This window comes from Dyella amyloliquefaciens (assembly GCF_004296575.1).
In the GTDB taxonomy this organism is placed as follows: Bacteria; Pseudomonadota; Gammaproteobacteria; order Xanthomonadales; family Rhodanobacteraceae; genus Dyella; species Dyella amyloliquefaciens.
In genome coordinates, this window is record NZ_SAYT01000007.1 from 140387 (window position 1) to 165593 (window position 25207).

A 25207-nucleotide genomic window follows, 5' to 3' on the forward strand; every position below is an offset into this window, starting at 1 on the left:
GTTCAGGTAGCGACCCTGCGTGTCCGATTTCCGACCATCGAATCCCCCGAGTAGTTGCATCGCCCATGACCATCACCATCACTCCCGCTGCCAGTGAGCGCATGCGCACCTTCCTTGCCGGTGCCCCCGGTGCTGCGGGCGTGCGTTTCGGCGTGAAGAAAACCGGTTGCTCCGGTTTTGGCTATGTGGTGGACCTGGCCCAGAAGGTGGGCGAGGGCGAGGAGACCCTGAACGTCGACGGCGTCCCCCTCATCGTGGACGGCAAGAGCCTGCCCCTCATCGACGGCACCGTCATCGATTTTCAGCGCCAGGGCCTTAACGCGAGCTTCGTGTTCCACAACCCCAACGCCACCGGCGAGTGCGGTTGCGGCGAGAGCTTCACGGTCGGCTGAACGTCCGGGCCGAGCCTGGGCCGGGTTGGGTGTGGCTCCATGGGTCACCCGCTTGCCCCAAACCCCTGAATTCCCTTACACTTCCGCTTCTGTCCAAGCCCAACAGGTTTGGATGGAACCTTGCCTCACCGCATAGTGCGGGAGGCTGCCAGGCCCCAAAAGGGCCGCATCCACAAGGAGTTACCCACAGATGTCCCTGCGACATTACGAAGTCGTGTTCCTGGTCCACCCTGACCAGAGCGAGCAGGTCCCGGCCATGATCGAGCGCTACAAGGCGCTGATCGAGACCGACGGCGGCAAGATACACCGCCTGGAAGACTGGGGCCGCCGCCAGCTGGCTTACCCGATCGTGAACCTGGCCAAGGCTCACTACGTCATGCTCAACATCGAAGTCAGCCAGAACGCGCTGAACGAGCTTGAGTCGGGCTTCCGTTTCAACGACGCCGTGCTGCGCCACCTGGTGATCAAGCGCGACGCCGCTGACACCGACCAGTCCTTCATCCTGAAGTCCAAGGAAAAGGATGACGCCAAGTCCTCGCGCCGCCGCGACGACGAAGCCCGCGACGACAACGATCGCGACAGCGACGACTGATCAGGAGCCTAAGCCATGTCCAAGTTCTTCCGCCGCCGCAAGTTCTGCCGCTTCACCGCTGAAAAGGTGAAGGAGATCGACTACAAGGATCTCAACACGCTGCGCCAGTACGTCACCGAGAACGGCAAGATCGTTCCGTCGCGCATCACCGGCACCAAGGCCCGCTACCAGCGTCAGCTGGCGACCGCCATCAAGCGCGCCCGCTTCCTGGCCCTGCTGCCGTACACCGACAACCACGACGTCTAAGCAGCGTCGTTCCTCCTCTCCCCTTTGGGGAGAGGATCGAGGTGAGGGGTGGGTGCTCGCGATAGGGTGACCTAGAGCGAGCTTCAATCACGCGATATCGCAAGATTGGCCCCTCACCCCAACCCTCTCCCCAAAGGGGAGAGGGAGCTGAATTTGAGCAACACCTTCGGACAACCGTCCACGGCTGCGCCGGGCCACACCGGTGCTAACGAAAAGGAACCACCATGGAACTGATTCTTCTCGAGAAAGTCCGCAACCTCGGCAACCTGGGCGACAAGGTCAAGGTCAAGCCGGGTTACGGCCGTAACTACCTGCTGCCGCAGGGCAAGGCCGTGCCGGTCAACGCCGCCAACCTCGAAGCTTTCGAGAAGCGCCGCGCCGAGTACGAAGCCAAGGCTGCCTCGCAGCTGTCCGGCGCTGAAGGCCGCAAGGCCAAGCTGGAAGGCGTCGAGGTGACCCTCGCCGTCAACGCCAGCCCGGAAGGCAAGCTGTACGGTTCGGTCGGCCCGCGTGAAATCGCCGAGGCCCTCCAGGCCGCCGGTCACGACGTTCACAAGAACGAAGTGATCCAGGGCGAAGGCCCGATCCGCCACACCGGCGAGTTCGAAGCCGTGATCGCGCTGCATGCCGACGTGCAGAGCCAGGTCAAGGTGATCGTGGTCGGCGAAAAGTAAGCCGATCCATCGCTCGTAGTACCCAAACGGGCGCCTCCGGGCGCCCGTTTGCTTTTGGGTTGGGGCGTGGCGTTGTCCACTGTCTTATCCACAGATAACCACAGCTTTTCCACAGGGTTATTGTCTCGTCGCCTGAGATGGCGCCGCGTATGCTCTGTAGTCATTGCCATGCCGCCGGCGCCGCCGTCGGTTCGCTCCGAGGAACCGCGATGTCCTTCGTTTCCGACCGCTCCGAAGAATCCGGGCGCCGCCGCCGTACCGAGCGCAAGCCGTCGCCGGCGATCGATGCGTTGCGTGTACCGCCGCACTCGATCGACGCGGAGCAGGCGGTGCTGGGTGGCCTCATGCTCTCGCCCGATTCGCTGGACAAGGTGGCCGACCGCCTGAGCGAACAGGACTTCTATCGCAAGGACCACCGCCTGATCTGGCGCGCCATCACCGAGCTGGCCGGCAAGGGCATGCCCTGCGATGCGGTGACCCTGGGCGACTGGTTCGAGGCCAATGGCCTGGCTGAGATGGTTGGCGGTGCCGCTTACCTGATCGAACTGGCCAACACCACGCCCAGCGCGGCGAACATCGCCGCCTACGCGGAAATCGTGCGCGAGAAGTCGGTGCTGCGCCAGCTGATCGATGCCGGCGTGGGCATTACCGAAGACGGTTACCAGCCCGAAGGCATGGGCGTGCAGGAAGTGCTGGAGCGCGCCGAGCAGGCCGTGTTCAAGATCGCCGAGTCCGGCGCGCGCGGCAAGAAGGACACGGTGTCGATGCGCGAGGCGGTGAAGGATGCCTTCCGCATTCTCTCCGAGCGCTTCGAGAACAAGGGCCAGCTCACCGGCGTGTCCACCGGCTTCTCCGATCTGGACGAGCTCACTTCGGGCTTGCAGCCGTCCGACCTGATCATCGTCGCGGCGCGCCCCTCGATGGGCAAGACCGCTTTCTCGGTGAATATGGCCGAAGCGGTGGCGATGCGCGGCAAGAAGGCCGTGGCGATCTTCTCGATGGAAATGTCGGCCTCGCAGCTGGCCTTCCGTATGATTTCCTCGGTGGGGCGCATCCATGCGCAGCACCTGCGCAACGGCGATCTCGCCGAAGAGGACTGGCCGCGCGTCACCAACGCCATCGCGCTGCTGTCCGAAGCCAAGATCTTCATCGATGACACGCCGGGCCTGTCGCCGGTGGAGATGCGTTCGCGCTCGCGTCGACTGCACCGCGAGCACGGTGGCCTGGGCCTGATCGTGATCGACTACCTGCAGCTGATGCAGGTGCCGGGCATGAAGGAAAACCGCGCGACCGAAATCTCGGAAATCTCGCGCTCGTTGAAGGGCCTGGCGAAGGAACTCAACTGCCCGGTGATCGCCCTGTCGCAGTTGAATCGCTCGCTGGAACAGCGTGCCGACAAGCGTCCGATGATGTCCGACCTGCGCGAATCGGGCGCTATCGAGCAGGACGCGGACGTGATCATGTTCATTTACCGCGACGAGTACTACAACAAGGAATCGCCGGACAAGGGACTGGCTGAGATCATCATCGGCAAGCAGCGTAACGGCCCGACCGACACGGTGAAGCTGACCTTCCTGGGTCACTACACGAAGTTCGAGAATTACGCGCCCGATTCCTTTGTCGGTGCATTCGAGTAACGCGATAGCGCCGCACTCCGATCTTTAGGTGCCGTTCCGGTTCGGGAACGGTGCCTGTACCGCAGCCGCCTCTATGCACCGTATGCACGCGAAACGACGGGGAGGTTCACATACCCCGGTGCACCCTCGTGGCCGTCCTTACCGCACGAGGCACAACACATGTCGTTGCTACTCCTGCTCATCATCGTGTTGCTTTTGCTCAGCGCGTTACCTGCCTGGCCTTACAGCCGTGCATGGGGTTACGGCCCCAGCGGTGGCTTGGGCCTCATTCTCATCATCTTGATTGTCCTGCTGGTACTAGGTGTGATCTGAGGTTGCTGGTGCTCGGCGTCATACGAGGGCGTTGCCATGAACCGAATCGTGATTCCTGCTTTGTTGGCGACCGCATGTCTTGCGCTCAGCGGTTGCGGTAGCCATACCCGCGTCGTACAGACCGACGAAACCTGCGGCAAGCAGATGACAGATCTGCAGGATGCCCTGGCTTCCGGTGCAATGACGCAGCACGAATACGACAAGGCGCACCGTGCGGCGATGGAGCGTTGCACACGGCGTGACGATCACGATTGAGTGTCGCCGCGCTGCACACGCCCTGAAAATGCCATGACGGGGGCCTCGAAGAGGCTCGGCAGGGCGCCAGGATGAGCTTCAATCGTTGGGCTCGGGCAGGCTGGTAAGCTAGCGGCCTGTCCGGACCCGCCGGTCCGCATCGTTTTCCATCTTCCCGTCATGCGCCGTTGTCGCGGCGCCGAGCAGGCATGAGCCGCACCACAGTCGCCACCATTCACCTGGGCGCCTTGCGCCACAACCTCGCCCGCATCAAGCAGCTGGCCGCGCCCGCCAAGGTGATGGCGGTGGTCAAGGCAGATGCCTACGGGCATGGCCTGGAGCGTGTGGCGCGCGCGCTGGACGGTGAAGCCGACGCCTTTGCCGTGGCGGCCCTCGGCGATGGCCTGCGCCTGCGCGCGGCGGGACATCGACAGCGCATCGTGGTGTTGTCCGGGCCGGACCGCGCCAGCGACATCGCGGAGATGCAGCGGCTCAACCTCGATGCCGCGATCCATCACGAAGAACAGCTGCACTGGCTGACGCAAGCCTCGCCTGCTCGCGGTTCGCTGCGCGTGTGGCTGAAGGTGGACAGCGGCATGCACCGGCTCGGTTTTGCGCCGGAAGCGGTGGGCTTCGTCCATGCGCAACTGGCGGCGATGCCGGGTATCGATCCGGAGATCGGCCTGCTCACGCATTTCGCCGAGTCGGAAGTCTTCGGTGGCACCGAGACGGCCGCGCAGATCGCGCGCTTCGCCAACGCCACGCAAGGGCTCCAGGGGCCTCGGTCGCTTTCCAACTCGGCAGCCGTGCTCGGCTGGGCCGAGGCGAAGGGCGACTGGGTGCGCACGGGTGGCCTGCTGTATGGCCTGTCGGTGGTGGACGGACAGACGGGTGCGGATTTCGGTTTCCGTCCGGCCATGACGCTGAGCACGCGCCTCATCGCCGTCAACCGGATCGGCCGGGGCGAGCGGATCGGCTACAACGGCACCTGGACCTGTCCGGAAGACATGCCCGTCGGCGTTGCCGCGGTGGGCTATGGCGACGGCTATCCCCGCAGCGCAGTTGCCGGCACGCCCGTACTGGTGGGCGACCAGCGAGTACCGCTGATCGGCCGGGTGTCGATGGACCTGATCACCCTGGACCTGCGTAATGCGCCGGACGCCCAGGTGGGCGATCGCGTGACGCTGTGGGGTCCGGAGCTGCCGGTCGAGATCATCGCCGCCCAGGCCGGCACCATCTCCTATGACCTGACCTGCGGCATGACCAGGCGCGTGCTGTTCGTCGAGGACGAGCACTGACCTGCGTCTCGCCGCCTGCGATGGCGGCCCGTTAAGCTCACGCATTACGCAAAGCGTTCCAGGGAATCCGCATGGCCAAGGCCAAGACTGCTTACGTCTGTTCCGATTGCGGGGCAGAGCACTCCAAATGGCAGGGCCAGTGCATCGAATGCAATGCCTGGAATACGTTGAGCGAATTCGTGGTGCAGCCGGCGGTGAAGTCGGTAGGCGCCGCACGCACGAGCGGTTATGCGGGCGCGGCGGCGGGTTCACCCAAGGTCACGCCGCTCACGGCAGTAGCGCTGACTGCAGAGGCGCGCACGCTCACCGGCATCGGCGAACTCGATCGCGTGCTCGGCGGCGGCCTTGTGGATGGTTCGGTGGTGCTGATCGGTGGCGACCCGGGTATCGGCAAATCCACGTTGCTGTTGCAGATGCTCGGTACGTTGGGTACGCAGGTGCCCAGTGTCTACGTCACCGGCGAGGAATCGCTCGCACAGGTCGCCGCTCGCGCGCAGCGCCTGGATCTACCGCTGGGGCCGCTGCATGCGCTCGCGGAAACCTGCATCGAGCGGATCATCGAGCAGGCGCTGAGCAGTCGCCCACGCGTACTGGTGATCGATTCCATCCAGACCATCTGGACCGAGCTGCTCACCGCCGCGCCGGGATCGGTAAGCCAGGTGCGCGAGTCCGCAGCCAAGCTCACTCGTTTCGCCAAGGAAACCGGCACCTCGGTGTTCCTGGTTGGCCACGTCACCAAGGAAGGCGGTATCGCCGGTCCGCGTGTGCTCGAGCACATGGTGGACGCGGTGCTGTATTTCGAGGGCGAGTCGGGTAGTCGCTTCCGCGTGCTGCGCGCGTTCAAGAACCGCTTTGGTGCAGTGAACGAACTGGGTGTGTTCGCCATGTCCGAAAAGGGCTTGCGCGAAGTGCCCAATCCGTCGGCGATCTTCCTTTCCGCGCATAGCGGTCCAACTTCGGGCAGCGCGGTGATGGTGACGCGCGAGGGCACGCGCCCGCTGCTGGTGGAGGTGCAGGCGCTGGTCGACCAGTCGTCGCTGGGCAATCCACGTCGCGTCGCGCTGGGCCTGGAGCAGAACCGCTTGGCCATGTTGCTGGCCGTGCTGCATCGCCACGGTGGCGTGGCGGCTTACGACCAGGACGTCTTCGTCAACGTGGTCGGTGGCATCCGTGTGCAGGAAACCGCGGCCGACCTTCCCGTGTTGCTGGCGGTGCTGTCCTCGCTGCGCGACCGGCCGCTACCGGAGAAAACCATCGCGTTTGGCGAGGTGGGTTTGTCCGGAGAGATCCGTCCGGTGCCCAACGGCGAGGAGCGCTTGAAGGAGGCCGCGCACCATGGCTTCCAGAGGGCCATCGTGCCCAAGGCGAATGCGCCGAAGAAGGCAAAGGTGGGTGAGATGGAAGTGGTGGCGGTGGAGCGGCTGTCGCAGGCGCTGGAGGCGTGTCGCTAGCCGGTATTCCCGCTGCTCTTTCTTATGTGAGAGCGCACCCTGTGCGCGAGGCCTTACGCCGCGGTCTTTCCTACCTGTCACTCCCGCGAAGGCGGGAGTCCAGTGACTTGGTTCCTTGGTGTGACGCTCCCGCCAGCTTGCCGCCTACGACCGAAGGAAGTCCCCGTGGGACGCGGCGGGCGTTTCGATCTCCTGCCGGCGACGCGTAGCTAGTCCCCGTGGGAAGCTCGAGTCACTTTTCTTTTGCTGGTCCAAAAGAAAAGTAACCCAAAGAAAACGACCTGAAGAGCTGGTAGCGGACTGTTGGGAAAAGCCCTGAAGGTTCCGGGGCCTGGATTGCGACCGGCTTCGCCGCCAAGCACGGCTGCTCCGCAACGCGCCGATGCGCTGAGGACATAAGGCGAAGCCCGCTTCGCTCCCTCTCCCCTCCGGGGAGAGGGCTGGGGTGAGGGGCGGGTGCTCGCGGGAGTGCCACCTATCCCTCTCCTGTAGGAGCGCACCCAGTGCGCGAAAAGCTTACGGAGCGGTTGCTGAGAGGCCGCGGTCGCGCACTGGGTGCGCTCCTACAGGGAAAAGAACCGCCGCGTTATTCCGGCGGCAGCGCCGCAAAATCCGGGTGCTCCTCAGCTCGCCGTGAGAATCGCACGAGGTTCGGATAAGCCTGTGCCCCGATCACATCCGCGGCGACGATCTGGGTGAAGCCCCATGCCACGGCGATGGAAATATCCGCCTGGGTCGGCGCACTACCAAACAACCAGCCGTCTACGCCTGCCAGCTCCCGCTCCAGCAGGTCGTAAGCCGAGTGCAGCTGGCCCTGCACGCGCTGCATCCAGCCTTGGTCGCGCTTGTCCGCCTCGCGCTTGCGCTCGTAAACAATCTGCACGCTCTTCTCGCTAGCAGCGATGGCGATGCCGATCAGGCGCGTGGCCCGCAGGCGTTGTGCGGTATCGCCGGGCATCAGCGATGGCTTGCTGCTGACGGACTGCGCCCAGTCGATGATCAGGCTGGATTCGGTGAGCATCGTGCCGTCGTCCAGCACCAGTGTCGGCGCCTTTACCAGCGGGTTGATCCGATGGAATTCGTCGAAGTTGCGGAATACGGACAGCGAGCGGTGCGTAAAGGGAATGCCCAGCAGGCGCAGCGAAATTGCCGCGCGCCGCACGTAGGGCGAGTCGAGCATGCCGATCAGATCCATGGTCGTCTCCGGGTCAGGAGTGGAAGACGACCGTCTTGCTGCCGTTGAGCAGCACGCGATCGTCGAGGTAGAGGCGAAGCGTGCGTGCCAGCACGCGCCGTTCGATATCGCGGCCGATGCGAATCAGGTCATCCGGCGTGTCCGCATGGGTCACGCGCTCGATGTCCTGCTCGATGATGGGGCCTTCGTCGAGATCCGCCGTGACGAAGTGGGCCGTGGCGCCGATCAGCTTGACGCCGCGGCGGTGCGCCTGGTGATACGGACGCGCGCCCTTGAAGCCGGGCAGGAACGAATGGTGGATGTTGATGCATCGTCCCGCCAGGCGTCCGGCGAGTTCGGTCGAAAGCACTTGCATGTAGCGAGCGAGCACCACCAGTTCGGCACCCGACTGTTCGATCAGCGACCCTAGCGCGGCTTCCTGCCGGGTCTTGCTGCCGCCATCCACCGGCAGGTAGTGGAACGGAATGCCATCCAAATCCAGGTGGCGATAGGTGTCGCGCGGATGGTTGGCCACCACACCCACGATATCCATCGCCAGTTCGCCGATACGCCAGCGATAAAGCGTGTCCGCCAGGCAATGGTCGAATTTCGATACCAGCAGCATCACGCGCCGACGCTGCGAGCGATCGCGCAGCGTCCACTGCATTTTCAGCGATGGCGCAAACGCTTCGAAGCTGCCGTGCAATGGCTCCAGGCCATGCTGCGTGCTCTCGAACACCAGCCGCATGAAGAAGCGCCCGGTCTCGGCATCGCCGAACTGCTGGGCTTCCACGATGTTGCAATGCTGGGCCGCCAGGTGGTTCGACACCGCTGCCACGATGCCGGCGCGATCCGGGCATGACAGGGTGAGGACGAACTGGCCGGCGGCGCTCATGGCATGCGATGCAGTATCAGTTCCAGCACCGCCTTGGTGCCGAAGAAGGCAAGCAGCAGGACGCCCATGCCGACCAGGGTCAGGTTCACCGCGCTGCGGCCGCGCCAGCCATAACGCCAGCGGCCAAACAGCAAGGCGCCGAAGACCAGCCACGCGATGATCGAAAGCACCGTCTTGTGCACCAAGTGCTGGCCGAACAGGTTGTCGACGAACAGGATGCCGGTGAGCAGGGTGAGCGTCAGCAGCAGGAAGCCGGCAGCGATCAGGCGGAACAACAGGGTTTCGGTCAGCGTCAGTGGCGGCAGTGAACGAAGCCAGGGCCCGAGCCGACGATGGCGCAGTGCGCGCTCCTGGACGGCCAGGAGAATGGCGAGCACCGCCGCGATGGACAGCACGCTGAAGGCAAGCAGCGCCACGGTGACGTGCAGCTTGATCTGCCATTCCAGCGGCTGGGGTGTCGTGGGCGGCGCCGCGAACGTATCGATGGCGAGCAGCAGGGCAGACAAGGGAAAGACGATGCCGCCCAGGGCCGCTACAGGCCGCCAGATGTTTACTACCAGGGTCAGGGCGGATACCACGCAGGCCACGAGGGACAGCGCGGCAAAGAAATGCAGGTCCAATGCACCACGATGCAGGCTGAGCAGGATGGTGGCGTGGGTCAACACCGCGACACTGGCTGCTAGCAGCGCAATGCGCTGCAGCGTGAGTGACGTGTTGTTGCGTGCAAACAGCGGCCACGTCGGCAGGCCCGCAGCAAGCAGGTAGTCGACGATGGCGATCAGGGCGGCGGCGGTCAGCATGGCGGGGAAGTGTGGCACAGGGCCGTCAACGCGTGAACGGCACTTGCCAGGGAGCGACGGTTTGCCCAAGGTTCGCCCGCCCAGGGGCGCACTCCCGCGGGCCGACCAACGTGGGGAGCAAGGTGATGTGGCATCGATGGAGCCTGGCGGTCTGTGCAGGCCTGTTTGGCTGGGCCTCGATGGCCCATGCGGCTAGCAACTCTTGCGAGGCGCGTTCGGCAGAGATTCTCGATGCCCTGCGCAAGGGTGACTTTGCATCGGCGACCACCCATTTCGACGCTCGCGTGAAGGCGGCGGTGGATGCGCAGAAGCTCGGCGAAATCTGGCAACACATGCTGCCTGCGCAATTCGGTGCATTCGATCATGCGGATGCGCCCAAGGCCGATCTGCAAGGCGGCGCGATGGTCGAGACGCCGCTGCATTTCGCCCATGGCAACCTGCTTATGCGGGTCGCCTGCCATGCCGAAGGTGAGGTGTCCGGGCTGCGCTTCCTCCCCGTGCCCGCATCGCCGGCCACGCTGGGGCAGGGAGAGCGCCAGCTTGAGGTGCCGTCCCCGTTGGGGCCGCTGCCCGGCATCTTCACGATGCCGAGTGGATCGGGGTCCTTTCCGGTCGTGGTGCTGGTCGCGGGCTCCGGTCCTCATGATGGTGACGAGACCATCGGCCCCAACAAACCCTTTCGCGATATTGCGCAAGGCCTGGCAGCTGCAGGCATCGCCAGTCTTCGCTATGACAAGCGCACGTTTACCTATGCGGCACAGATGGCCGCGCGCAACGACGTGACGATCGACGACGAAGTTACCGACGACGCACTCGCGGCCATCAAGCTGGCGGGCGTCCAGCCGGGTGTCGACCCGCACCGCGTGTTCGTGCTCGGTCATAGCCTGGGCGCGTACATCGCGCCACGCATCGGGCAGCGCGATGCCGCGCTGGCAGGACTGATCCTGCTGGCTGCGCCGGCGCGGTCGCTGCTGGATGTACAAGCCCAGCAGGTGCGCGAGATCGGCAAGCGGCAGGGACTGAGCGAAGCGCAGATCGCCAATCGCCTCCACCTCATCGAAGCCGAGCGGGAATGGCTGGCGGGCAGGGGCGCGAGCAAGTCCGCGACCGGTTCGTTTGGCGGTGTTCCCCAGAGTTACGAATTGAGCCTGCGCGACTACGACGTGGTGGCCACGGCCAAGGCGGTGGGTATGCCCATGCTGATCCTCCAGGGAGGGAGCGACTTCCAGGTGTCTCCTGAACAGGATTTCGCGCGGTGGCAAACCGCGCTGGCTGGACGGCCACGAGTGGCGTTCCGGCGCTACGACGATCTCAGCCATCTGTTCATGCCCGCTGGAAGCAGCGCCACGCCAGCGGACTACCAGGTGCCGGGAAAGGTGGATCCCAGGGTGATCCGGGACATTTCCAACTGGGTGAAGGAACAGCCCGCCGGGGGCTGAATCCCGTCATGACACCCGCCTCTGCTATATTTGCCCGCTTGTCCCTGGACTTCTGTCTGCCATGTTCGAATCGCTCAGCCAACGCCTCTCCGCCACCGTCAACCGCCTGCGCGGCCGCGGTCGCCTGACCGAGGAGAACATCCGCGAATCGCTGCGCGAAGTGCGCATTGCGCTGCTCGAGGCCGACGTGGCCTTGCCGGTGGTGCAGGCGCTGGTCGAGCGCGTGAAGGTGCGCGCGGTGGGCCAGGAAGTGCTCAAGAGCCTCTCGCCGGGCCAGGCCCTGGTGAAGGTGGTCAGCGACGAGCTGACCGCGTTGATGGGCACCGCCAATACCGAGCTCAACCTCGCGCAGCAGCCGCCGGCCGTGGTGCTGATGGCGGGCCTGCAGGGCGCCGGCAAGACCACCACGGTGGCCAAGCTCGCCCGCTTCCTCACCGAGCGCAAGAAGAAGAAGGTGATGGTGGTGAGCTGTGACGTTTACCGTCCGGCCGCCATCGAGCAGCTGCGTACGTTGGCCGAGCAGGTCGACGTGAAGTTCTTCCCGTCCGAAGCGGGCCAGAATCCGGTCGATATCGCGAAGAACGCGATTGCCGCCGCCCGTCGCGAAGTGGTCGATGTGCTGCTGGTGGATACCGCCGGTCGTCTGCACGTGGACGAAGCGATGATGGCGGAGATCAAGGCGCTGCACGCCGCGATCACGCCGGTCGAAACGCTGTTCGTGGTCGACTCCATGACCGGCCAGGACGCGGCCAATACCGCTAAGGCGTTTGCCGAAGCGCTGCCGCTCACCGGCGTGGTGCTGACCAAAACCGATGGTGATGCGCGTGGTGGTGCGGCGCTGTCGGTGCGCTATGTCACGGGCCGTCCGATCAAGTTCCTCGGCGCCGGCGAAAAGACCGATGCACTGGAACCGTTCCATCCTGATCGCGTTGCGCAGCGCATCCTCGGCATGGGCGACGTGCTGTCGCTGGTCGAGGAAGTGGAGCGCAAGGTCGACCAGGAAAAGGCGCAGAAGCTCGCCGAGAAGGTCATCAAGGGCAAGCGCTTCGATCTCAATGACATGCGCGACCAGCTCGAGCAGATGTCCAACATGGGCGGCCTGGCCGGCCTGATGGACAAGCTGCCCGGCGTGTCCGCGCTGCCAGACAACGTGAAATCCAAGGTCAACGACGGCGAGATCAAGCGCATGGTCGCGATCATCCAGTCGATGACCAAGAAAGAACGTCGCCACCCGGATCTGCTCAACGGCTCGCGCCGTGCCCGCGTGGCACGTGGCTCGGGCACGCAGCCGGCGGACGTGAACCGTCTGCTCAAGCAGTACATGCAGATGGAAAAGATGATGTCCAAGCTCTCCAAGGGCGGCACCAAGGGTCTGCTGCGGCAGATGCGTGGCGCCATGAAGGGCATGGGCGGCATGGGTGGTGGTTTCCCGCCGATGCGCTGAGGCTGAACGGATCCGGCCGGCGAGTTCGGTCGGATCTGCCTGTCAGCTCTTCCTTTTTCCCCAAAATTCATTAAAATGTCGCGTTCACCGCGCACGGCCACGTGCGTGCTGCCGGCATCCCGGCAATTCTGGAGCTTTTATTTATGGTCAAGATTCGTCTTTCGCGCGGCGGCGCCAAGGGCCGTCCGTTCTACCACATCGTTGTCACCGATCAGCGCAACAAGCGCGACGGTCGCAGCATCGAGAACGTGGGTTTCTACAATCCGGTTGCTTCGGGCAAGGACAAGCGCCTTGAGCTGAACGTCGCTCGCGTGCAGGAGTGGATTGGCAAGGGTGCGCAGCTGACCGACAAGGTCGCGTCCCTCGTCAAGGAAGCCGGCAAGCAGCAGGCTGCCTGAGTATGACGGCAGCCGGCCGGCGCGTCCTCGTGGGACGCATCGTCGGGCTGTATGGCGTGCAGGGCTGGCTCAAGATCGAATCCTGGACCGAGCCCCGCACGAAGATCTTCACTTACCAACCCTGGCTGCTTGCATCGGCGCCGGGTGTGGAAACGGAGATCTCGGGAGTCAAAGGTCGTCCGCAAGGCAAGGGGCTCATCGCCCAGTTTCCTGAAGTGGACGATCGAGACGCAGCAGCAGCGTTGGTGGGACAAGACATCTATGTCGCCCGCGAACTGCTGCCGCCTCCCGGCAAGGACGAGTTTTACTGGGTCGACCTCGAGGGTCTGGAGGTCGTCACCACGGAAGGCGTGGCACTGGGGCGGGTCAGTCATCTGTTCGCGACCGGCGCCAACGATGTCGTGGTGGTGAAGGATGGTACGCGTGAGCGTCTGATTCCTTTTATCCAAGGTTCGTATGTGCGTTCGGTGGACTTGTCCGGTGGACGCATGGTGGTGGACTGGGATCCTGAATTCTGAGCGCGCCACGCGCCGCCACAAGGGTTGAGGATCATGCGCATCGACGTCGTCACGTTGTTTCCCGACTTCATGCGTCAGTGTGCTGCCGTTGGTGTCGTGGGACGTGCGCAGCAGCGTGAGTTGCTGCAGGTGGAAACCTGGAACCCGCGCGACTTCGCCACCGACAATTACCGTACTGTGGACGGCCGCACCTGCGGCGGCGGGCCCGGGATGGTGATGCTGATCCAGCCTTTGCGCGAAGCCCTCAAGGCTGTGCGTGAGGCCGCACCGGAACCGGTGCATGTGATTTACCTCAGTCCGCAGGGAGCGCGGCTGACGCAGGGCAGGGTGGAAGCGCTGGCGAAGCTGCCGCGCATCGCACTGCTCTGTGGGCGTTACGAGGGTGTGGACGAGCGTCTGCTGGCGCACGAGGTCGACGAGGAGCTTTCCATCGGCGATTATGTGCTGTCCGGCGGTGAGCTGGGCGCGGCAGTGATCATCGATGCCGTGGGCCGCTTGCAGGACGGCGCGTTGAACGACGCGCAGTCGGCGCAGCAGGATTCGTTTTCGGACGGACTGCTGGATTGCCCGCACTATGCAAAACCGGTGCATGACGCACTGGGCGACGTACCGGACGTGTTGCTTTCCGGTGACCACGCGGCGATCCGCCGTTGGCGCCTGAAGCAATCGTTGGGACGGACCTGGTTGCGGCGTCCCGATCTTTTGGCGCAGCGCGCGCTGGATGCGGAATCCCGAGCGCTGTTGGATGAATTCCGTCGCGAACATGCTCAGCAGTCGCGGCACGACGATACGGCCCACTAAGGGCGAGAAATTAGACAGGTGTTGCCATGAACAAGATCATCGAACAGTTCGAATCCGAGCAGATCACCCGCCAGCTGCCGGAATTCGGCCCTGGTGACACCGTGGTGGTCAACGTGAAGGTGAAGGAAGGTAACCGCGAGCGCGTCCAGGCGTTCGAGGGCGTCGTCATCGCCAAGCGCAGCCGCGGCCTGCATTCGGCCTTCACCGTGCGCAAGATCTCGCACGGCACCGGCGTGGAGCGCGTGTTCCAGGCTCACAGCCCGGCCATCGATTCGGTCGAAGTGAAGCGCAAGGGCAAGGTGCGTGGCGCCAAGCTGTACTACCTGCGCAACCTCGAAGGCAAGGCTGCCCGCATCAAGGAAGACGTCGCCGCCGTCTCGGCCGCCAAGGCCGCGAAGAAGGCTGCCGCTGCGGAGTAATCCCGGCACGTCTTTTCGAAACACCAGAAACCCCGTGGAGCGATCCGCGGGGTTTTTGTTTAGGCCTTCGGTATGCATGCCTTGCGGCAGGGAGACTCCCTCCTCGCCTCTGTGGGAGCGCACCCTGTGCGCGAGGCCTTTCGCGCCGGTCTTCATGTTCTCCGCTCTAGGGATCTCGGGGCTTGGCCTTCAGTAGCCCCGTTCGCGCCAGGGTGCCGCCTACGACGCAAAGCTAGTCCCTGTGGGACGCGGCGGGCGTTTCGATCCCCTGCCAGCGACGCGAAGCTAGTCCCGTGGGACGCTCGAGTCACTTTTCTTTTGCTGGCCCACGCACGCGCAGGAGCGCGTGCGAACGGCGAAGCCGGCCCGAAGGGCGGAGGGCAGGATGCCCGGAGTCAAAGAAAAGTAACCCAAAGAAAATGGCCTGAAGAGCTGGCAGCGATATGCAGGGAAAAGCCTTGAAGGATCCGGAGCCCTGATTGCGACCGTCTTCGCCGATAGCGAGCGGCTACCCCGCAACGCGTCGATGCGCTGAGGACTTAAAGTGGCTTCGTTGTTCGCCCCGGTCCATCACTTCTCCCTCTCCCTTCCGGGGAGAGGGCTGGGGTGAGGGGCGGGTGCTCGCGGCGGCGCTGCTTACTGCTTGTAGGAGCGCACTTAGTGCGCGATCGGCGTATGGCAAAGTGTTGCCAAGGCCAAAAAAAGCCCGCCATAAGGCGGGCTTTCGCGTTGCGTGGAAACCGTGGCTGTGCTGCTCGCGCACTGGGTGCGCTCCTGCAAAAGATGGCAGGGGCGCATCACGCCAACCGCTGCGGCTCCTGCAGGAAGTTGCCTTGCACGAAGTCCACGCCGCAGGCGAACAGCAGCGAGGTACTGGCGGCGTCCTCGACCCATTCGGCGATGGTCTGCTTCTTGAGTTCGCGTGCCTGACGGCAGATCTCGGCCACCTTCTTCTGGCTCTCCACCTGCTGTGGCAGGTCGGCCATGTAGCTGCGGTCGATCTTCAGGTAGTCGGCATCGATGTGATTGAGCAGCTGGAACGAGTTGAGGCCCGAGCCGAACTGTTCCAGCGCGAACTGGCCGCCCAGCTCCCTCCAGATCTTGATGAATTCCTGCGCGGGGCGCAGCGCGGTTACCACCTTGCTCTCGGTGGTTTCCAGCACCAGCTTGCCGTTCTTCAGTCCCGCCTGCTTAAGGCGTTCGCCCAGCCACGGCAGCAGCTTGGTGTCTTCCAGCGAGCTGGAGGTGAGCTTGACGAAGAAGGTGGTAGGCGAGCCGCTGCGGTCGCGGGCACGCAGATGTTCGATGGTCTGGTTCAGCACCCAGCGGTCGATGGCCGGGGTGAGGTTGTGCTTCTCGGCGATGGGCATGAAGAAGCCCGGCAGCACCTCGCCCTGCGGGCCGTTCAGGCGCAGCAGGATTTCCGAGAATTCGCCCTCGGCGTCCTGCAGGCTGATGGTCTGCTGGTGATAGAGGACGAAATCGTCCTGCGTCAGCGCCTGCTTGAGCACGCCCAGCCAGTAGCGCTCGCGTTCTTCCTCGGCCTTTTCGCGCGCCGCCGGATCGTGCAGCTCGCTGCGGTTGCCGCCCTGGCTCTGCGCATTGCGCAGGGCCTGGCTGGACTGGTTGAGCAGCAGCTCGGTGTTGGCGTTGCGCTCGCCCAGCAGGCTGCCGCCGATGCTGACGGTAACGGTGAGCGAGTGGCTGCCGAGGTCGAAGATGCCGCCGGCAATAGCCTGCTGCAGGCCGGTGATCCACTGCTTGATCGTTTCGTCGTTGCGCGTATGCAAGAGCACGCCGACGGTGTGTTCGGCCAGCAGGCCGGCGGTGTCATGGGCGCCGAGCTGGCCTTCCACGCGATTGGCGAAGGCGGCCAGGAGCTCATCGGCCTTGGCCAGGCCCACGCCGCCCACGATCGTCTGCCAGTTGTCCGGCTCGATCAGCAGCAGCGACTGCCCCTTGGTGCCTTCGGTCGCGGCGGCCACCGCCTGGTCGATGCACTCCAGCATGCGGGCGCGATTGAACAGGCCGGTGACGGGATCGCGCTGCAGCTGCTCGATCACGCTGGCGTCGACCTGCTGGCGGCGGAACACCACCTGCAGGCAGGGCTCGCCCTCGAAGGTCGCGTGGGCAAACTCCACGCTGGCCTTGAAGCTGGTGGCATCGGCGCGGCGCGCCTGCAACTCGATCGGGGTGCTGGGCTTCTCGCCGCGCGACAGGCCCTTGAGGGTGTTCTTGAACTCGTCGGCATCGGTCGGCCCGATCATGTCCAGCACGGGTAGGCCGAGCAGGTCGTCGAATTCGGTATAGCCGAAGGTATCCAGATAGGCCTGGTTGGCGCGCACGTGCATGCCTTCGTGCACGTAGGCGATGGCATCCGTGGAGGAGTCCAGCAGGGCGTCGCAGCGGCGCTCGGATTCGCGGAGCGCTGACTCCAGGCGGCGCAGCTGGCGGCGGGTGTTGAGCGCGTCGAACTCGCGCTGGATCACCGCCATCAGCTGGCGCGGCTGCGAGCGCAGGGCCACACTGCGGGCGCCGTTGACGAACAGCTCGGTGACCCCGGCGTTGTCCACCTGGCCGACCAGGGCAACCAGCGAGAGGTCACGGCCGTGTGCATCGAGCATGCGCGACACCTCGCGCAGCTCCAGCGTGCCGACGGCGGGATCGAACAGCACGATGTCAGGGCCCAGCTCATCGAGTGCAGCGGTTACCTGCTCGGCGCTGGTGGCGCGCGCGGGCCGGACGGCAATGCCGTTGTTGCGCAGCAGGCTGATGATCTGTTCCGCGTCTTCGACTGACTTCTCGATGAAAAGGATCTTGATGACCTGGTCAGTTTTCATAGGCACGTCGAGCTATCCATTGTTCGCCGCTGCTGTGAAGCCTGCCGTGACAGCAGGGCGCGGGCCACCCGTGTTTTTAGCGGATTCCGCGAGTCACGGCTAGCGGAAATATTCCTGAAGTGACCGTGACCACACTGAGCACGGCCGCACATGTCGAGCGCATTACAGCGGCCGCTTGGATGCCTCGCCGCCCACCTCGCGCACCAGCTTGGGTACCAGGTACCCGGGCAGGCGATGGCGGACGGCCTCCACCAGGGCCAGTGCGCGCGTGTCGTCCACCTCGAAATGCGCCGAGCCCTGCACCCGATCGAGCTGGTGCAGGTAGTAGGGCAGCACGCCGGCCGCGAAAAGGCGCTCGGACAAGGCGGCCAGGGTGTCCGCGTCGTCGTTGATGCCGCGCAGCAGTACCGACTGGTTGAGCAGGGTCACCCCGGCTTCGCGCAGGCGGGCGCAGGCGGCGTCGACCGAGGCGTCGAACTCGTTGGCGTGGTTGGCGTGAAGGACCACCACCTTCTGCAGCGGCAGCCTGGCCAGCCAGTCGACGAGGGCGTCGTCCACCCGTTCGGGCAGCACCACCGGAAGGCGGGTATGGATGCGCAGGCGGGTGACGTGGGGGATGGCTTCCAGGCCCTGGCTCAGTTCCTCCAGCTTGGCGGTGGCCAGTGACAGCGGGTCGCCGCCCGAAAGGATGAGCTCGCTGATCGACGCGTCCTGCCGCACATGGTCCAGCGCCTTGCGCCACTGGCCGGCGGCGGCCATCTCGTCGCCATACGGGAAATGGCGGCGGAAGCAGTAACGGCAGTTGATGGCGCAGCTGCCGCTGGCGATCAGCAGGGCGCGGCCCTCGTACTTGTGCAGCACGCCCTGGGCCGAGCGAGCGGCCATGTCGCCCACCGCGTCGATGCTGAAGCCCGGGACCTGCGCCGTTTCGGCCAGTTGGGGCAGCACCTGCAGCAGCAGGGGGTCGCAGGCGTCGCCCTGTCGCATGCGGGCCACGAAGCCACGCGGAACCCGCACGCTGAAGCCGGCGTCACCTGCCGGTAATGCATCGGCCAGATGTCCCAGGCCCACCAGCGCCAGCAGCTCGCGGCCATCCGTGACGGCCTCGCGCCACAGTGCGCGCCAGTCGGATCCGGGCTGAGATAGGCGGGCGGCTTGGCTTGCGGTTATCATAGTGGGTCTTGAAACGGGCCTCTGGCCCCGGAAACCCCCTATTCTAGCCGCCTGCGGGCGGCGCTACATCTGGAGCAGAGCGCATGGCCACCGCCGGTCTTAACGACGTCAAGAAGGGTATGAAGATCCTTCACAACAATGACCCGTGGGTCATTACCGACGCCGACTTCATCAAGCCCGGCAAGGGTCAGGCGTTTACCCGCATCTTCATCCGCAACCTGAAGAACGGCCGCACCAGCGAATCGACCATGAAGTCCAGCGACAGCTTCGAAGTCGCCGACGTCGTGGATACCGACATGCAGTACCTGTACTCCGATGGCGAGTTCTGGCACTTCATGCACCAGGAAAGCTTCGAGCAGCACCAGGCCAGCAAGGCAGGCATGGGCGATGCCGTGAAGTGGCTGAAGGGCGAGGAAGAGTGCGTGGTGACGCTGTTCAACGGCGAAATCATTTCCGTGCAGGCCCCGAACTTCGTGGAGCTGAAGATCACCGAGACGGATCCGGGCCTGCGTGGCGACACCTCGGGCGGCGGCGGCAAGCCGGCGACGCTGGAAACCGGTGCCGTGGTGCGCGTGCCGCTGTTCGTCACCACCGAAGAAGTGATCAAGGTCGACACCCGCACGGGCGAATACGTCAGCCGCGTCGGCAAGTGACGAACTGGCGCGCGGGCTTAGCCCGCGCCTTTGCCAGTTCGTCATCCCTGCGAAGGCAGGGATCCAGTGAAATACGTCGTGCGAAGCACGCTGATTCGCTCTTCGCACGGCCAAGCGCAAAATCACTGGATTCCAGCTTGACCAGCCTACGGCTGTTGAAAAGCGCCTCGCTGGAATGACGAGCCTGAAAGCGTCATGCCGTTAGGCAACCATGGGGCGGCCACCGCAAGGTGATCCGCCCCATGTCGTATCCACCATCGAGAAAGCGAGCCTAAGGATGAGCCAGACCGCCCCGCAACCCATCGACCTGTTGATCGAAGCCCGCTGGGTCGTGCCCGTGGAGCCGCATGGCGTCGTGTTCGAGCACCACGCCGTGGCGGTAGACAAGGGCGCCATCGTGGCGCTGCTGCCGATCAGCGAGGCACGGCTTGCGTATGCACCACGCGAGCGCGTCGAACTGGGCGAGCACGTGCTGATTCCCGGCCTGGTCAACACGCATACGCACAATCCAATGACTCTGCTGCGCGGCCTGGCCGACGACCTGCCGCTGATGGTGTGGCTGCAGAAGCACATCTGGCCGGTCGAGGGCCAGGTGATCGGCCACGAGTTCGTGCGCGACGGCGTGGAGCTGGCGGTGGCGGAGATGATCCGTGGCGGCACCACCTGCGCCAACGAAAACTACTTCTTTCCGGACGTCATCGGCGCCACCTACAAGCGCATGGGTTTCCGCGCGGTGGTCGGTCTGCCGGTGATCGAGTTCCCCACGGCGTGGGCGAAGACGCAGGACGAGTATTTCGATCGCGCCATCGAAGTGCACGACAGCTTCCTGGGCGATCCGCTGATCGGCACCTCGTTCGCGCCGCACGCACCATATACCGTGTCGGATGAAAGCTTCGAGCGCATCCGCGTGCTCTCCGACCAGCTCGATATCCAGGTGCACCTGCACACGCACGAAACCGCGCACGAGGTGGAAGAGGAGAAGGCCAAGAGCGGCCTGCGTCCGTTCCAGCGCCTGCAGAAGCTGGGCATCGTCAACGATCGCCTGATCGCCGTGCACATGACCCAGCTGACCGATGCCGAAATTGCTGCCTGCGCGGAAGCAGGTGTGTCGGTGGTGCATTGCCCCGAATCCAACCTCAAGCTGGCCTCGGGCTTCTGCCCGGCCGAGAAGCTGCGCCTGGCCGGCGTCAACGTGGCCATCGGTACCGACGGTTGCGCGTCCAACAATGACCTGGACATGTTCGGCGAGCTGCGCACGGCGGCGCTGCTTGCCAAAGCCGTCGCCAATGATGCTGCCGCATTCGATGCCGCGTATGCGCTGCGCGCGGCGACGCTCAACGGCGCTCGTGCGATGGGACTCGAAGATCGCATCGGCTCCATCGAGGCCGGCAAGCAGGCTGACCTTGCCGCCATTCGCTTGTCCGACCTGGAAACGCAGCCACTGTTCCACATCGCTTCGCAGCTGGCCTATGCCACGGGTCGCCACCAGGTGACCGACGTGTGGATCAGCGGCGTGCGCAAGCTGGCGGGCCGCGTGCTCACCGATATCGACACCGACGCCGTGTTGGCGAAGACGCACGCATGGCGCGAGCGTATCGCCGCGATCGATGCGGGTTGAGCGAGGCCATCCGATGAATCGCTATCTCGTGATGGCCATGCGTCGACCGGACTTCGATCCGGCGGTGGTGCAGCCGCACCTGGATTTCCTGCACGGATTGCGCACGGGTGGCCGCCTGGAGTTGTCGGGTGGTTTCAGCGACAAGTCCGGTGGCGCCTACCTCGTGCTCGCGGAGAACATGGACGAGGCGCTTTCGATCGTCCACCAGGATCCCGCTTACACCAGCGGCGGCTGGGAAATCACGGTCTACGAATGGCAGGCGCGCTAAGCTCCGCCACCAGTCATTGAGGAAGCAATCGATGCAAGCAGCTGCCAATGTCAGCCCCGAGGAAATCGCCCGTTTCGGCAAACTCGCCGCACGCTGGTGGGACCCGGATGGCGAGTCCCGCCCGTTGCATGATCTCAATCCCGTTCGCGCTTCCTACGTGGGTGCACGGGTAAAGCTGCAGGGAGCGCGTGTCGCTGACGTGGGTTGTGGTGGCGGGCTGCTCAGCGAGGCACTGGCGAAGTCGGGCGCGCATGTCACCGGCATCGACATGGGCGAGAAGGTGATCGAGATCGCCCGCCTGCATCTGCACGAATCGCGACTCGACGTACCCGACCTCCATGTCGACTACCGCCTGCAATCGTCAGCCGAGCTGGCGGCTGCCGAGCCGGAACACTTCGACGCCGTGTGCTGCATGGAGCTGATCGAACACGTGCCCGATCCCGAGGCGCTGGTAAGCGACCTGGCGCGCATGGTGAAACCGGGCGGAGTGGTGGTGATGTCCACGCTCAATCGCACGCCGGTGGCTTTCGGTGCGGCGATTCTCGGTGCGGAATACCTCATGCGCATGCTGCCGCGTGGCACGCACCACTTCGCGCAATTCCTCAAGCCGTCCGAACTGGGTCGGTTGCTGCGCCATGCTGGGCTCGAAGTGGAAGACGTTTCCGGCCTTGGCTACAACCCCGTCAACCGCAAGGCGTGGATCAGCCGTTTCACCTCGGTGAACTACCTCATCAGCGCCCGCAAGCCCGCATGAAGCCCTTTCCCCAGGACATCCAGGGCGTGTTGTTCGATCTCGACGGCACGTTGCTCGACAGCGCCACTGACCTGTACGCCGCACTGAAAACCCAGTGCGAGGAAATGCAGGTGTCCGTACCGCCCTTTGCGATGGTGCGCGAGGTCGTGTCGCGTGGTTCGCGGGCCATTCTGCGTTGCGCGTTCCCCGACTTCAGCGACGATGCACTGCTTCCCCTGTTGCCTCGCTATCTCGAGCTCTACCAGGCCGTGATGGCCGAGCACACGCAACCGTTCGAAGGTGTCGACGAGTTGCTTGCCGTCCTGGAAGCGCAGGGCATCGCGTGGGGCATCGTCACCAACAAGCCGGGCTTCCTTACCGATGACCTGGTGCAGCGGATCGGCTGGGCCGATCGCGCGGTCGCGGTGGTATCCGGTGACACCTTGCCGGTGAAGAAGCCCGACCCCGCGCCCGTGTTGCTCGCGTGCGAACGTGGCCGCCTCGATCCGGCGCGCTGCCTGTTCGTCGGCGACGATCGCCGCGACGTGCTGGCCGGCGGCGCCGCAGGTGCCTATACCGTCGCCGTGCGCTGGGGCTACCTCGATGGCGGCGATCCGGAGCAGTGGGGTGCCGATCTCGTGATCGATCACCCGGCGGAGCTGACGGCGCGCCTGCGAGTGACTGCATGAGCGACACCGCGCTTCAGAGCTATATCGACAAATGGCTTGCGGTCCAGCCGCAGCAGCGCATCGCGCTGGCCTTCGTCAATCCGAATACGTATCCCGGCCATATCGCGCTGGCGGCGCTGGAACAGGAGTGGCTCGCCGCCGCCTATGGCATCCGCGAACCGCATGTGGCCGCCACCAAGTTGAACTGGTGGGCCGAGGAGCTTTCCGGTGCCGCCGCGAGCGGTGGCCGCCATCCGCTGACCCAGGTGCTGTTCGACGACGAACGGGCGCATGCGCTGCCGAGCGAGTTCTGGGTGGCGCCGATACTGGCCGCGATGGCCCAGTTGGAAGAGGGCACCGCCGCCGATTTCGAGGCGCAGGTGGCCGCAGCCTCCTTGCTGCACGGCGCGATTGCGGAGCTGGAAACCACGTGGTGGTTCGGCAATGGTGCGTTCTCCGCACGTGCCGGTCGCGTTGCCACTTTGGCCCATTTGCTGTTCTCGCTGTTGCGGCTGGAAGAAGACGCCGAGCGCGACCGCCTGGCCTTGCCCATGGCCCGCCTGGCCCGGCATGGGCTGAGCCGCAGCGAGCTGCGCGTGGCCAGCCCCGAGCGCGAAGAAGCCATTCGCGCCCAGCTGGAAGACCTGCATGTGGCCTGGCGCGACGCCGATCGCCTGCCGGGGCCGCTGAGTGCCTTTCGCGGGCTGGAATCCCGCCATGGACGGGCCCTCGTCGCCAAGGCGCGCAAGGCGGCCGATCCGCTGGCCGTGCTGCGCCAGGGACAGGGGCGCCAGGGGCCGGCCGTGGCCTGGCAGGCCTGGCAGGCTGCACGGGCGTGGCGAAAGCAGGTCGACTGAGACGCAGCGTTTCCCCCACGCCACTATTGCGAGGCCACCGGCCTGCCCCAAGATTGATGTGCCACGGCGCCCGTGCGCCTGACGGAACACAGGATTCACCATGTATACCGAGGAAAACACCGCCCGCCTGATGCCCGACGTGGCCCACCATGCCCAGCCGCACCTGGCGGGCGAGCTGGACTGGGTCGGCATGGATGGCATCGAGGTGCCCGTCCGCTTCGACGCCGGCGACGGTGATGCGCAGCGCGCCAGCGCGCGCGTGGGTGCCTTCGTCAACCTGCGCCGCCCGGACAAGCGCGGCATCCACATGTCACGCCTGTACCTGCAGGTGGAGCAGGCCCTGAGCACGCAGACCCTGAGCGCCGCGTCGCTGCGCGAACTGCTGCGTGGTTTCCTCGATTCGCACAAGGATCTTTCCGATCGCGCCTGCCTGAGCATCCGCTTCGAGCATCTGGTGCGACGCCCGGCCTTGCGCAGCGGCAACAGCGGCTGGCGCGCCTATCCGGTATGCATCGAGGCCAGCCTGGTCGGCGACGAGTTCCTGCTCGAGCTGGGTACCGAGGTGGTTTATTCCTCGACCTGTCCCGCGTCCGCAGCACTGTCGCGCCAGTTGATCCAGGAGCAGTTCACCAAGGATTTCAACGCGACCCAATCGATCGACTACGCTGCCGTGCTGGCATGGCTGGGCAGCGAGAAAGGCATCGTCGCCACACCGCATGCCCAGCGCAGCGTCGCGCGCCTACGCGTGCGTCCTGCCGAGGGTGCCAAATTCGATCTGATCAACCTGATCGATCGCACCGAGCAGTCCCTGGGTACGCCGGTGCAGACTGCGGTGAAGCGCGAGGACGAACAGGCCTTCGCGCTGGCCAATGGTGGCAACCTGATGTTCTGCGAGGACGCGGCACGCCGCATCCAGAAGGCGCTCGATGCCGACACCGCGCTCAGCGATTTTCACATTCGCGTCGAACACCAGGAGAGCCTGCATCCGCACGATGCCGTGGCCTATGCCAGCAAGGGCGTCGAAGGCGGTTACGCGGGCAAGGGTTGCGCCTGAGGCGGCTGTCCGTCGCCGCCTGTTAGCATGCCCGGAGCCCTGACCGGGCTCCGCAGGAGATTTGCATGCTGTCCCGTGTTTCGTTGCTGGCCGTTACCGTCGTGGCGCTTGCTGGCTGTTCGATGTTTTCGCACCACGCAAAGCAAGAGGCGCCGGTCGCCACGACCGCGCCTGCGCCGGTGCATCAATCGCTGATGAAGTCGATTACCGGCGATATCCGCTACGAGCTGCCGCAGGCGGTGCCCGCGGATGCCTATCTGCTGGTGACGCTGGCCGACGTCAGCCGGCAGGATGTAGCGGCACGCACCGTCTCCGAGGAACGGATCCAGCCCGTTGGCGCCTCGCCGGTGGATTTCCTGATCAGCTATGACCCGTCGGATCTGCGCGACGGGGTCGACTTCGCCATCAACGTGCGCCTGCAGCAGGGCGACAGGCTGCTGGCCATCAATGACACGCGCACGAGCGTGCTGGGGCGTTCGGGCGAAAACGGCCCGGTCAGCATCACGCTGAAGGCCGTTCCGTAAAGAGATTGCCTATCCCTGTAGGAGCGCACCCAGTGCGCGATCGGGCTGCGGGGTCTCGCGGCGTCCGATCGCGCACTGGGTGCGCTCCTACAGGG

At 64.9% G+C, this 25207-nt stretch carries 28 protein-coding genes; 23 read left to right on the top strand and 5 right to left on the bottom strand.

The genetic code is table 11. The features are described 5' to 3' along the window. The first annotated feature begins 65 nt into the window (after positions 1-65). From EPB08_RS16535 to radA, 9 genes are all read left to right on the top strand, one after another. Positions 66-392 (top strand): HesB/IscA family protein, encoded by a 327-nt coding sequence (locus tag EPB08_RS16535; protein ID WP_130620220.1) that lies wholly within the window; start codon positions 66-68, stop codon positions 390-392. A gap of 190 nt (positions 393-582) precedes the next feature. Beyond that, on the top strand, positions 583-984 hold the full coding sequence (gene rpsF / locus EPB08_RS16540; protein WP_130620221.1) for a 30S ribosomal protein S6: 402 nt from the start codon (positions 583-585) through the stop codon (positions 982-984). A 15-nt stretch (positions 985-999) separates the two neighbouring features. Beyond that, the gene (rpsR, locus tag EPB08_RS16545) at positions 1000-1230 is read left to right on the top strand and encodes a 30S ribosomal protein S18 (RefSeq protein WP_017462785.1); all 231 of its coding nucleotides are present in this window, start codon (positions 1000-1002) and stop codon (positions 1228-1230) included. A 224-nt stretch (positions 1231-1454) separates the two neighbouring features. Further along, positions 1455-1904, top strand: a complete 450-nt coding sequence (gene rplI, locus EPB08_RS16550; protein WP_130620222.1) for a 50S ribosomal protein L9 — start codon at positions 1455-1457, stop codon at positions 1902-1904. A gap of 209 nt (positions 1905-2113) precedes the next feature. After that, complete coding sequence (locus tag EPB08_RS16555; protein ID WP_130620223.1) at positions 2114-3541, top strand: replicative DNA helicase; 1428 nt, start codon at positions 2114-2116, stop codon at positions 3539-3541. Positions 3542-3700: 159 nt separating this feature from the next. After that, a complete protein-coding gene (locus EPB08_RS16560) occupies positions 3701-3853 on the top strand; it encodes a DUF3309 family protein (RefSeq protein WP_130620224.1) in 153 nt (50 codons plus the stop codon). A gap of 36 nt (positions 3854-3889) precedes the next feature. Next, the gene (locus EPB08_RS16565; RefSeq protein ID WP_130620225.1) at positions 3890-4108 is read left to right on the top strand and encodes a hypothetical protein; all 219 of its coding nucleotides are present in this window, start codon (positions 3890-3892) and stop codon (positions 4106-4108) included. A 188-nt stretch (positions 4109-4296) separates the two neighbouring features. After that, positions 4297-5385 carry an alanine racemase gene (gene alr, locus EPB08_RS16570; RefSeq protein ID WP_130620226.1) on the top strand — a complete coding sequence of 363 codons (1089 nt, stop codon included), beginning with the start codon at positions 4297-4299 and terminating at the stop codon, positions 5383-5385. A 71-nt stretch (positions 5386-5456) separates the two neighbouring features. Then, on the top strand, positions 5457-6836 hold the full coding sequence (gene radA, locus EPB08_RS16575) for a DNA repair protein RadA (RefSeq protein WP_130620227.1): 1380 nt from the start codon (positions 5457-5459) through the stop codon (positions 6834-6836). A 586-nt stretch (positions 6837-7422) separates the two neighbouring features. Here radA and EPB08_RS16580 read toward each other — a convergent pair. Genes EPB08_RS16580 through EPB08_RS16590 form a run of 3 tightly spaced genes read right to left on the bottom strand, consistent with a single transcriptional unit; the run spans position 7423 to position 9705 of the window. Next, positions 7423-8031 carry a glutathione S-transferase family protein gene (locus EPB08_RS16580; protein WP_130620228.1) on the bottom strand — a complete coding sequence of 203 codons (609 nt, stop codon included), beginning with the start codon at positions 8029-8031 and terminating at the stop codon, positions 7423-7425. A 13-nt stretch (positions 8032-8044) separates the two neighbouring features. Next, the gene (gene purU, locus EPB08_RS16585; RefSeq protein WP_130620229.1) at positions 8045-8905 is read right to left on the bottom strand and encodes a formyltetrahydrofolate deformylase; all 861 of its coding nucleotides are present in this window, start codon (positions 8903-8905) and stop codon (positions 8045-8047) included. Continuing rightward, positions 8902-9705: a cytochrome C assembly family protein gene (locus EPB08_RS16590; protein ID WP_130620230.1), complete on the bottom strand. Its 804-nt coding sequence runs from the start codon at positions 9703-9705 to the stop codon at positions 8902-8904. The genes purU and EPB08_RS16590 overlap by 4 nt, the downstream gene beginning before the upstream one ends. Before the next feature lie 125 nt (positions 9706-9830). Between EPB08_RS16590 and EPB08_RS16595 the strand changes: the two genes are divergently transcribed. The 6 genes from EPB08_RS16595 to rplS all read left to right on the top strand — a co-directional run bounded on the left by EPB08_RS16595 (position 9831) and on the right by rplS (position 14724). Further along, positions 9831-11144, top strand: a complete 1314-nt coding sequence (locus tag EPB08_RS16595; protein ID WP_130620231.1) for an alpha/beta hydrolase — start codon at positions 9831-9833, stop codon at positions 11142-11144. A gap of 61 nt (positions 11145-11205) precedes the next feature. Then, positions 11206-12588 carry a signal recognition particle protein gene (gene ffh, locus EPB08_RS16600; protein WP_130620232.1) on the top strand — a complete coding sequence of 461 codons (1383 nt, stop codon included), beginning with the start codon at positions 11206-11208 and terminating at the stop codon, positions 12586-12588. 143 nt (positions 12589-12731) lie between these two features. Further along, on the top strand, positions 12732-12986 hold the full coding sequence (gene rpsP, locus EPB08_RS16605; RefSeq protein WP_038616072.1) for a 30S ribosomal protein S16: 255 nt from the start codon (positions 12732-12734) through the stop codon (positions 12984-12986). A 2-nt stretch (positions 12987-12988) separates the two neighbouring features. Beyond that, the gene (rimM, locus tag EPB08_RS16610; RefSeq protein ID WP_130620233.1) at positions 12989-13504 is read left to right on the top strand and encodes a ribosome maturation factor RimM; all 516 of its coding nucleotides are present in this window, start codon (positions 12989-12991) and stop codon (positions 13502-13504) included. A gap of 33 nt (positions 13505-13537) precedes the next feature. Continuing rightward, a complete protein-coding gene (gene trmD, locus EPB08_RS16615) occupies positions 13538-14305 on the top strand; it encodes a tRNA (guanosine(37)-N1)-methyltransferase TrmD (protein ID WP_130620234.1) in 768 nt (255 codons plus the stop codon). 26 nt (positions 14306-14331) lie between these two features. Continuing rightward, positions 14332-14724 carry a 50S ribosomal protein L19 gene (gene rplS, locus EPB08_RS16620; RefSeq protein WP_130620235.1) on the top strand — a complete coding sequence of 131 codons (393 nt, stop codon included), beginning with the start codon at positions 14332-14334 and terminating at the stop codon, positions 14722-14724. 797 nt (positions 14725-15521) lie between these two features. Here the strand turns inward: rplS and EPB08_RS16625 are convergent. Both EPB08_RS16625 and epmB read right to left on the bottom strand, forming a co-directional pair. Beyond that, the gene (locus tag EPB08_RS16625) at positions 15522-17564 is read right to left on the bottom strand and encodes an EAL domain-containing response regulator (RefSeq protein WP_130620612.1); all 2043 of its coding nucleotides are present in this window, start codon (positions 17562-17564) and stop codon (positions 15522-15524) included. A gap of 162 nt (positions 17565-17726) precedes the next feature. After that, positions 17727-18737, bottom strand: coding sequence for an EF-P beta-lysylation protein EpmB (epmB, locus tag EPB08_RS16630; protein ID WP_130620236.1), 1011 nt, complete (start codon positions 18735-18737; stop codon positions 17727-17729). A gap of 83 nt (positions 18738-18820) precedes the next feature. Here epmB and efp point away from each other — a divergent pair, with 83 nt between their 5' ends. The 8 genes from efp (at position 18821) to EPB08_RS16670 (ending at position 25112) form a co-directional block, all read left to right on the top strand. Beyond that, positions 18821-19390 carry an elongation factor P gene (gene efp / locus EPB08_RS16635; RefSeq protein WP_130620237.1) on the top strand — a complete coding sequence of 190 codons (570 nt, stop codon included), beginning with the start codon at positions 18821-18823 and terminating at the stop codon, positions 19388-19390. Positions 19391-19667: 277 nt separating this feature from the next. Further along, positions 19668-21008 (top strand): TRZ/ATZ family hydrolase, encoded by a 1341-nt coding sequence (locus EPB08_RS16640; protein WP_130620238.1) that lies wholly within the window; start codon positions 19668-19670, stop codon positions 21006-21008. Positions 21009-21021: 13 nt separating this feature from the next. Next, positions 21022-21276, top strand: a complete 255-nt coding sequence (locus tag EPB08_RS16645) for a YciI family protein (RefSeq protein WP_130620239.1) — start codon at positions 21022-21024, stop codon at positions 21274-21276. Positions 21277-21307: 31 nt separating this feature from the next. Next, positions 21308-22030, top strand: coding sequence for a bifunctional 2-polyprenyl-6-hydroxyphenol methylase/3-demethylubiquinol 3-O-methyltransferase UbiG (ubiG, locus tag EPB08_RS16650; RefSeq protein ID WP_130620240.1), 723 nt, complete (start codon positions 21308-21310; stop codon positions 22028-22030). Beyond that, positions 22027-22698: an HAD family hydrolase gene (locus EPB08_RS16655; protein ID WP_130620241.1), complete on the top strand. Its 672-nt coding sequence runs from the start codon at positions 22027-22029 to the stop codon at positions 22696-22698. The genes ubiG and EPB08_RS16655 overlap by 4 nt, the downstream gene beginning before the upstream one ends. Further along, positions 22695-23534 carry a squalene/phytoene synthase family protein gene (locus EPB08_RS16660; RefSeq protein WP_130620242.1) on the top strand — a complete coding sequence of 280 codons (840 nt, stop codon included), beginning with the start codon at positions 22695-22697 and terminating at the stop codon, positions 23532-23534. The genes EPB08_RS16655 and EPB08_RS16660 overlap by 4 nt, the downstream gene beginning before the upstream one ends. 100 nt (positions 23535-23634) lie before the next feature. After that, positions 23635-24588 carry a GTP cyclohydrolase FolE2 gene (gene folE2 / locus EPB08_RS16665; RefSeq protein ID WP_130620243.1) on the top strand — a complete coding sequence of 318 codons (954 nt, stop codon included), beginning with the start codon at positions 23635-23637 and terminating at the stop codon, positions 24586-24588. A gap of 65 nt (positions 24589-24653) precedes the next feature. Then, positions 24654-25112: a YbaY family lipoprotein gene (locus EPB08_RS16670; RefSeq protein ID WP_130620244.1), complete on the top strand. Its 459-nt coding sequence runs from the start codon at positions 24654-24656 to the stop codon at positions 25110-25112. The last annotated feature ends 95 nt before the right edge of the window (positions 25113-25207 follow it).

Coding starts and splice junctions, on each gene's coding strand:
- trmD (WP_130620234.1), top strand. CDS start 13,538: ATGCGCATCGACGTCGTCACGTTGTTTCCCGACTTCATGCGTCAGTGT.
- rplI (WP_130620222.1), top strand. CDS start 1,455: ATGGAACTGATTCTTCTCGAGAAAGTCCGCAACCTCGGCAACCTGGGC.
- ffh (WP_130620232.1), top strand. CDS start 11,206: ATGTTCGAATCGCTCAGCCAACGCCTCTCCGCCACCGTCAACCGCCTG.
- rimM (WP_130620233.1), top strand. CDS start 12,989: ATGACGGCAGCCGGCCGGCGCGTCCTCGTGGGACGCATCGTCGGGCTG.
- EPB08_RS16670 (WP_130620244.1), top strand. CDS start 24,654: ATGCTGTCCCGTGTTTCGTTGCTGGCCGTTACCGTCGTGGCGCTTGCT.
- rplS (WP_130620235.1), top strand. CDS start 14,332: ATGAACAAGATCATCGAACAGTTCGAATCCGAGCAGATCACCCGCCAG.
- epmB (WP_130620236.1), bottom strand. CDS start 18,737: ATGATAACCGCAAGCCAAGCCGCCCGCCTATCTCAGCCCGGATCCGAC.
- EPB08_RS16590 (WP_130620230.1), bottom strand. CDS start 9,705: ATGCTGACCGCCGCCGCCCTGATCGCCATCGTCGACTACCTGCTTGCT.
- rpsR (WP_017462785.1), top strand. CDS start 1,000: ATGTCCAAGTTCTTCCGCCGCCGCAAGTTCTGCCGCTTCACCGCTGAA.
- folE2 (WP_130620243.1), top strand. CDS start 23,635: ATGTATACCGAGGAAAACACCGCCCGCCTGATGCCCGACGTGGCCCAC.
- rpsF (WP_130620221.1), top strand. CDS start 583: ATGTCCCTGCGACATTACGAAGTCGTGTTCCTGGTCCACCCTGACCAG.
- EPB08_RS16565 (WP_130620225.1), top strand. CDS start 3,890: ATGAACCGAATCGTGATTCCTGCTTTGTTGGCGACCGCATGTCTTGCG.
- EPB08_RS16645 (WP_130620239.1), top strand. CDS start 21,022: ATGAATCGCTATCTCGTGATGGCCATGCGTCGACCGGACTTCGATCCG.
- EPB08_RS16535 (WP_130620220.1), top strand. CDS start 66: ATGACCATCACCATCACTCCCGCTGCCAGTGAGCGCATGCGCACCTTC.
- EPB08_RS16655 (WP_130620241.1), top strand. CDS start 22,027: ATGAAGCCCTTTCCCCAGGACATCCAGGGCGTGTTGTTCGATCTCGAC.
- EPB08_RS16560 (WP_130620224.1), top strand. CDS start 3,701: ATGTCGTTGCTACTCCTGCTCATCATCGTGTTGCTTTTGCTCAGCGCG.
- EPB08_RS16580 (WP_130620228.1), bottom strand. CDS start 8,031: ATGGATCTGATCGGCATGCTCGACTCGCCCTACGTGCGGCGCGCGGCA.
- EPB08_RS16595 (WP_130620231.1), top strand. CDS start 9,831: ATGTGGCATCGATGGAGCCTGGCGGTCTGTGCAGGCCTGTTTGGCTGG.
- purU (WP_130620229.1), bottom strand. CDS start 8,905: ATGAGCGCCGCCGGCCAGTTCGTCCTCACCCTGTCATGCCCGGATCGC.
- alr (WP_130620226.1), top strand. CDS start 4,297: ATGAGCCGCACCACAGTCGCCACCATTCACCTGGGCGCCTTGCGCCAC.
- ubiG (WP_130620240.1), top strand. CDS start 21,308: ATGCAAGCAGCTGCCAATGTCAGCCCCGAGGAAATCGCCCGTTTCGGC.
- rpsP (WP_038616072.1), top strand. CDS start 12,732: ATGGTCAAGATTCGTCTTTCGCGCGGCGGCGCCAAGGGCCGTCCGTTC.
- efp (WP_130620237.1), top strand. CDS start 18,821: ATGGCCACCGCCGGTCTTAACGACGTCAAGAAGGGTATGAAGATCCTT.
- EPB08_RS16625 (WP_130620612.1), bottom strand. CDS start 17,564: ATGAAAACTGACCAGGTCATCAAGATCCTTTTCATCGAGAAGTCAGTC.
- EPB08_RS16640 (WP_130620238.1), top strand. CDS start 19,668: ATGAGCCAGACCGCCCCGCAACCCATCGACCTGTTGATCGAAGCCCGC.
- radA (WP_130620227.1), top strand. CDS start 5,457: ATGGCCAAGGCCAAGACTGCTTACGTCTGTTCCGATTGCGGGGCAGAG.
- EPB08_RS16555 (WP_130620223.1), top strand. CDS start 2,114: ATGTCCTTCGTTTCCGACCGCTCCGAAGAATCCGGGCGCCGCCGCCGT.
- EPB08_RS16660 (WP_130620242.1), top strand. CDS start 22,695: ATGAGCGACACCGCGCTTCAGAGCTATATCGACAAATGGCTTGCGGTC.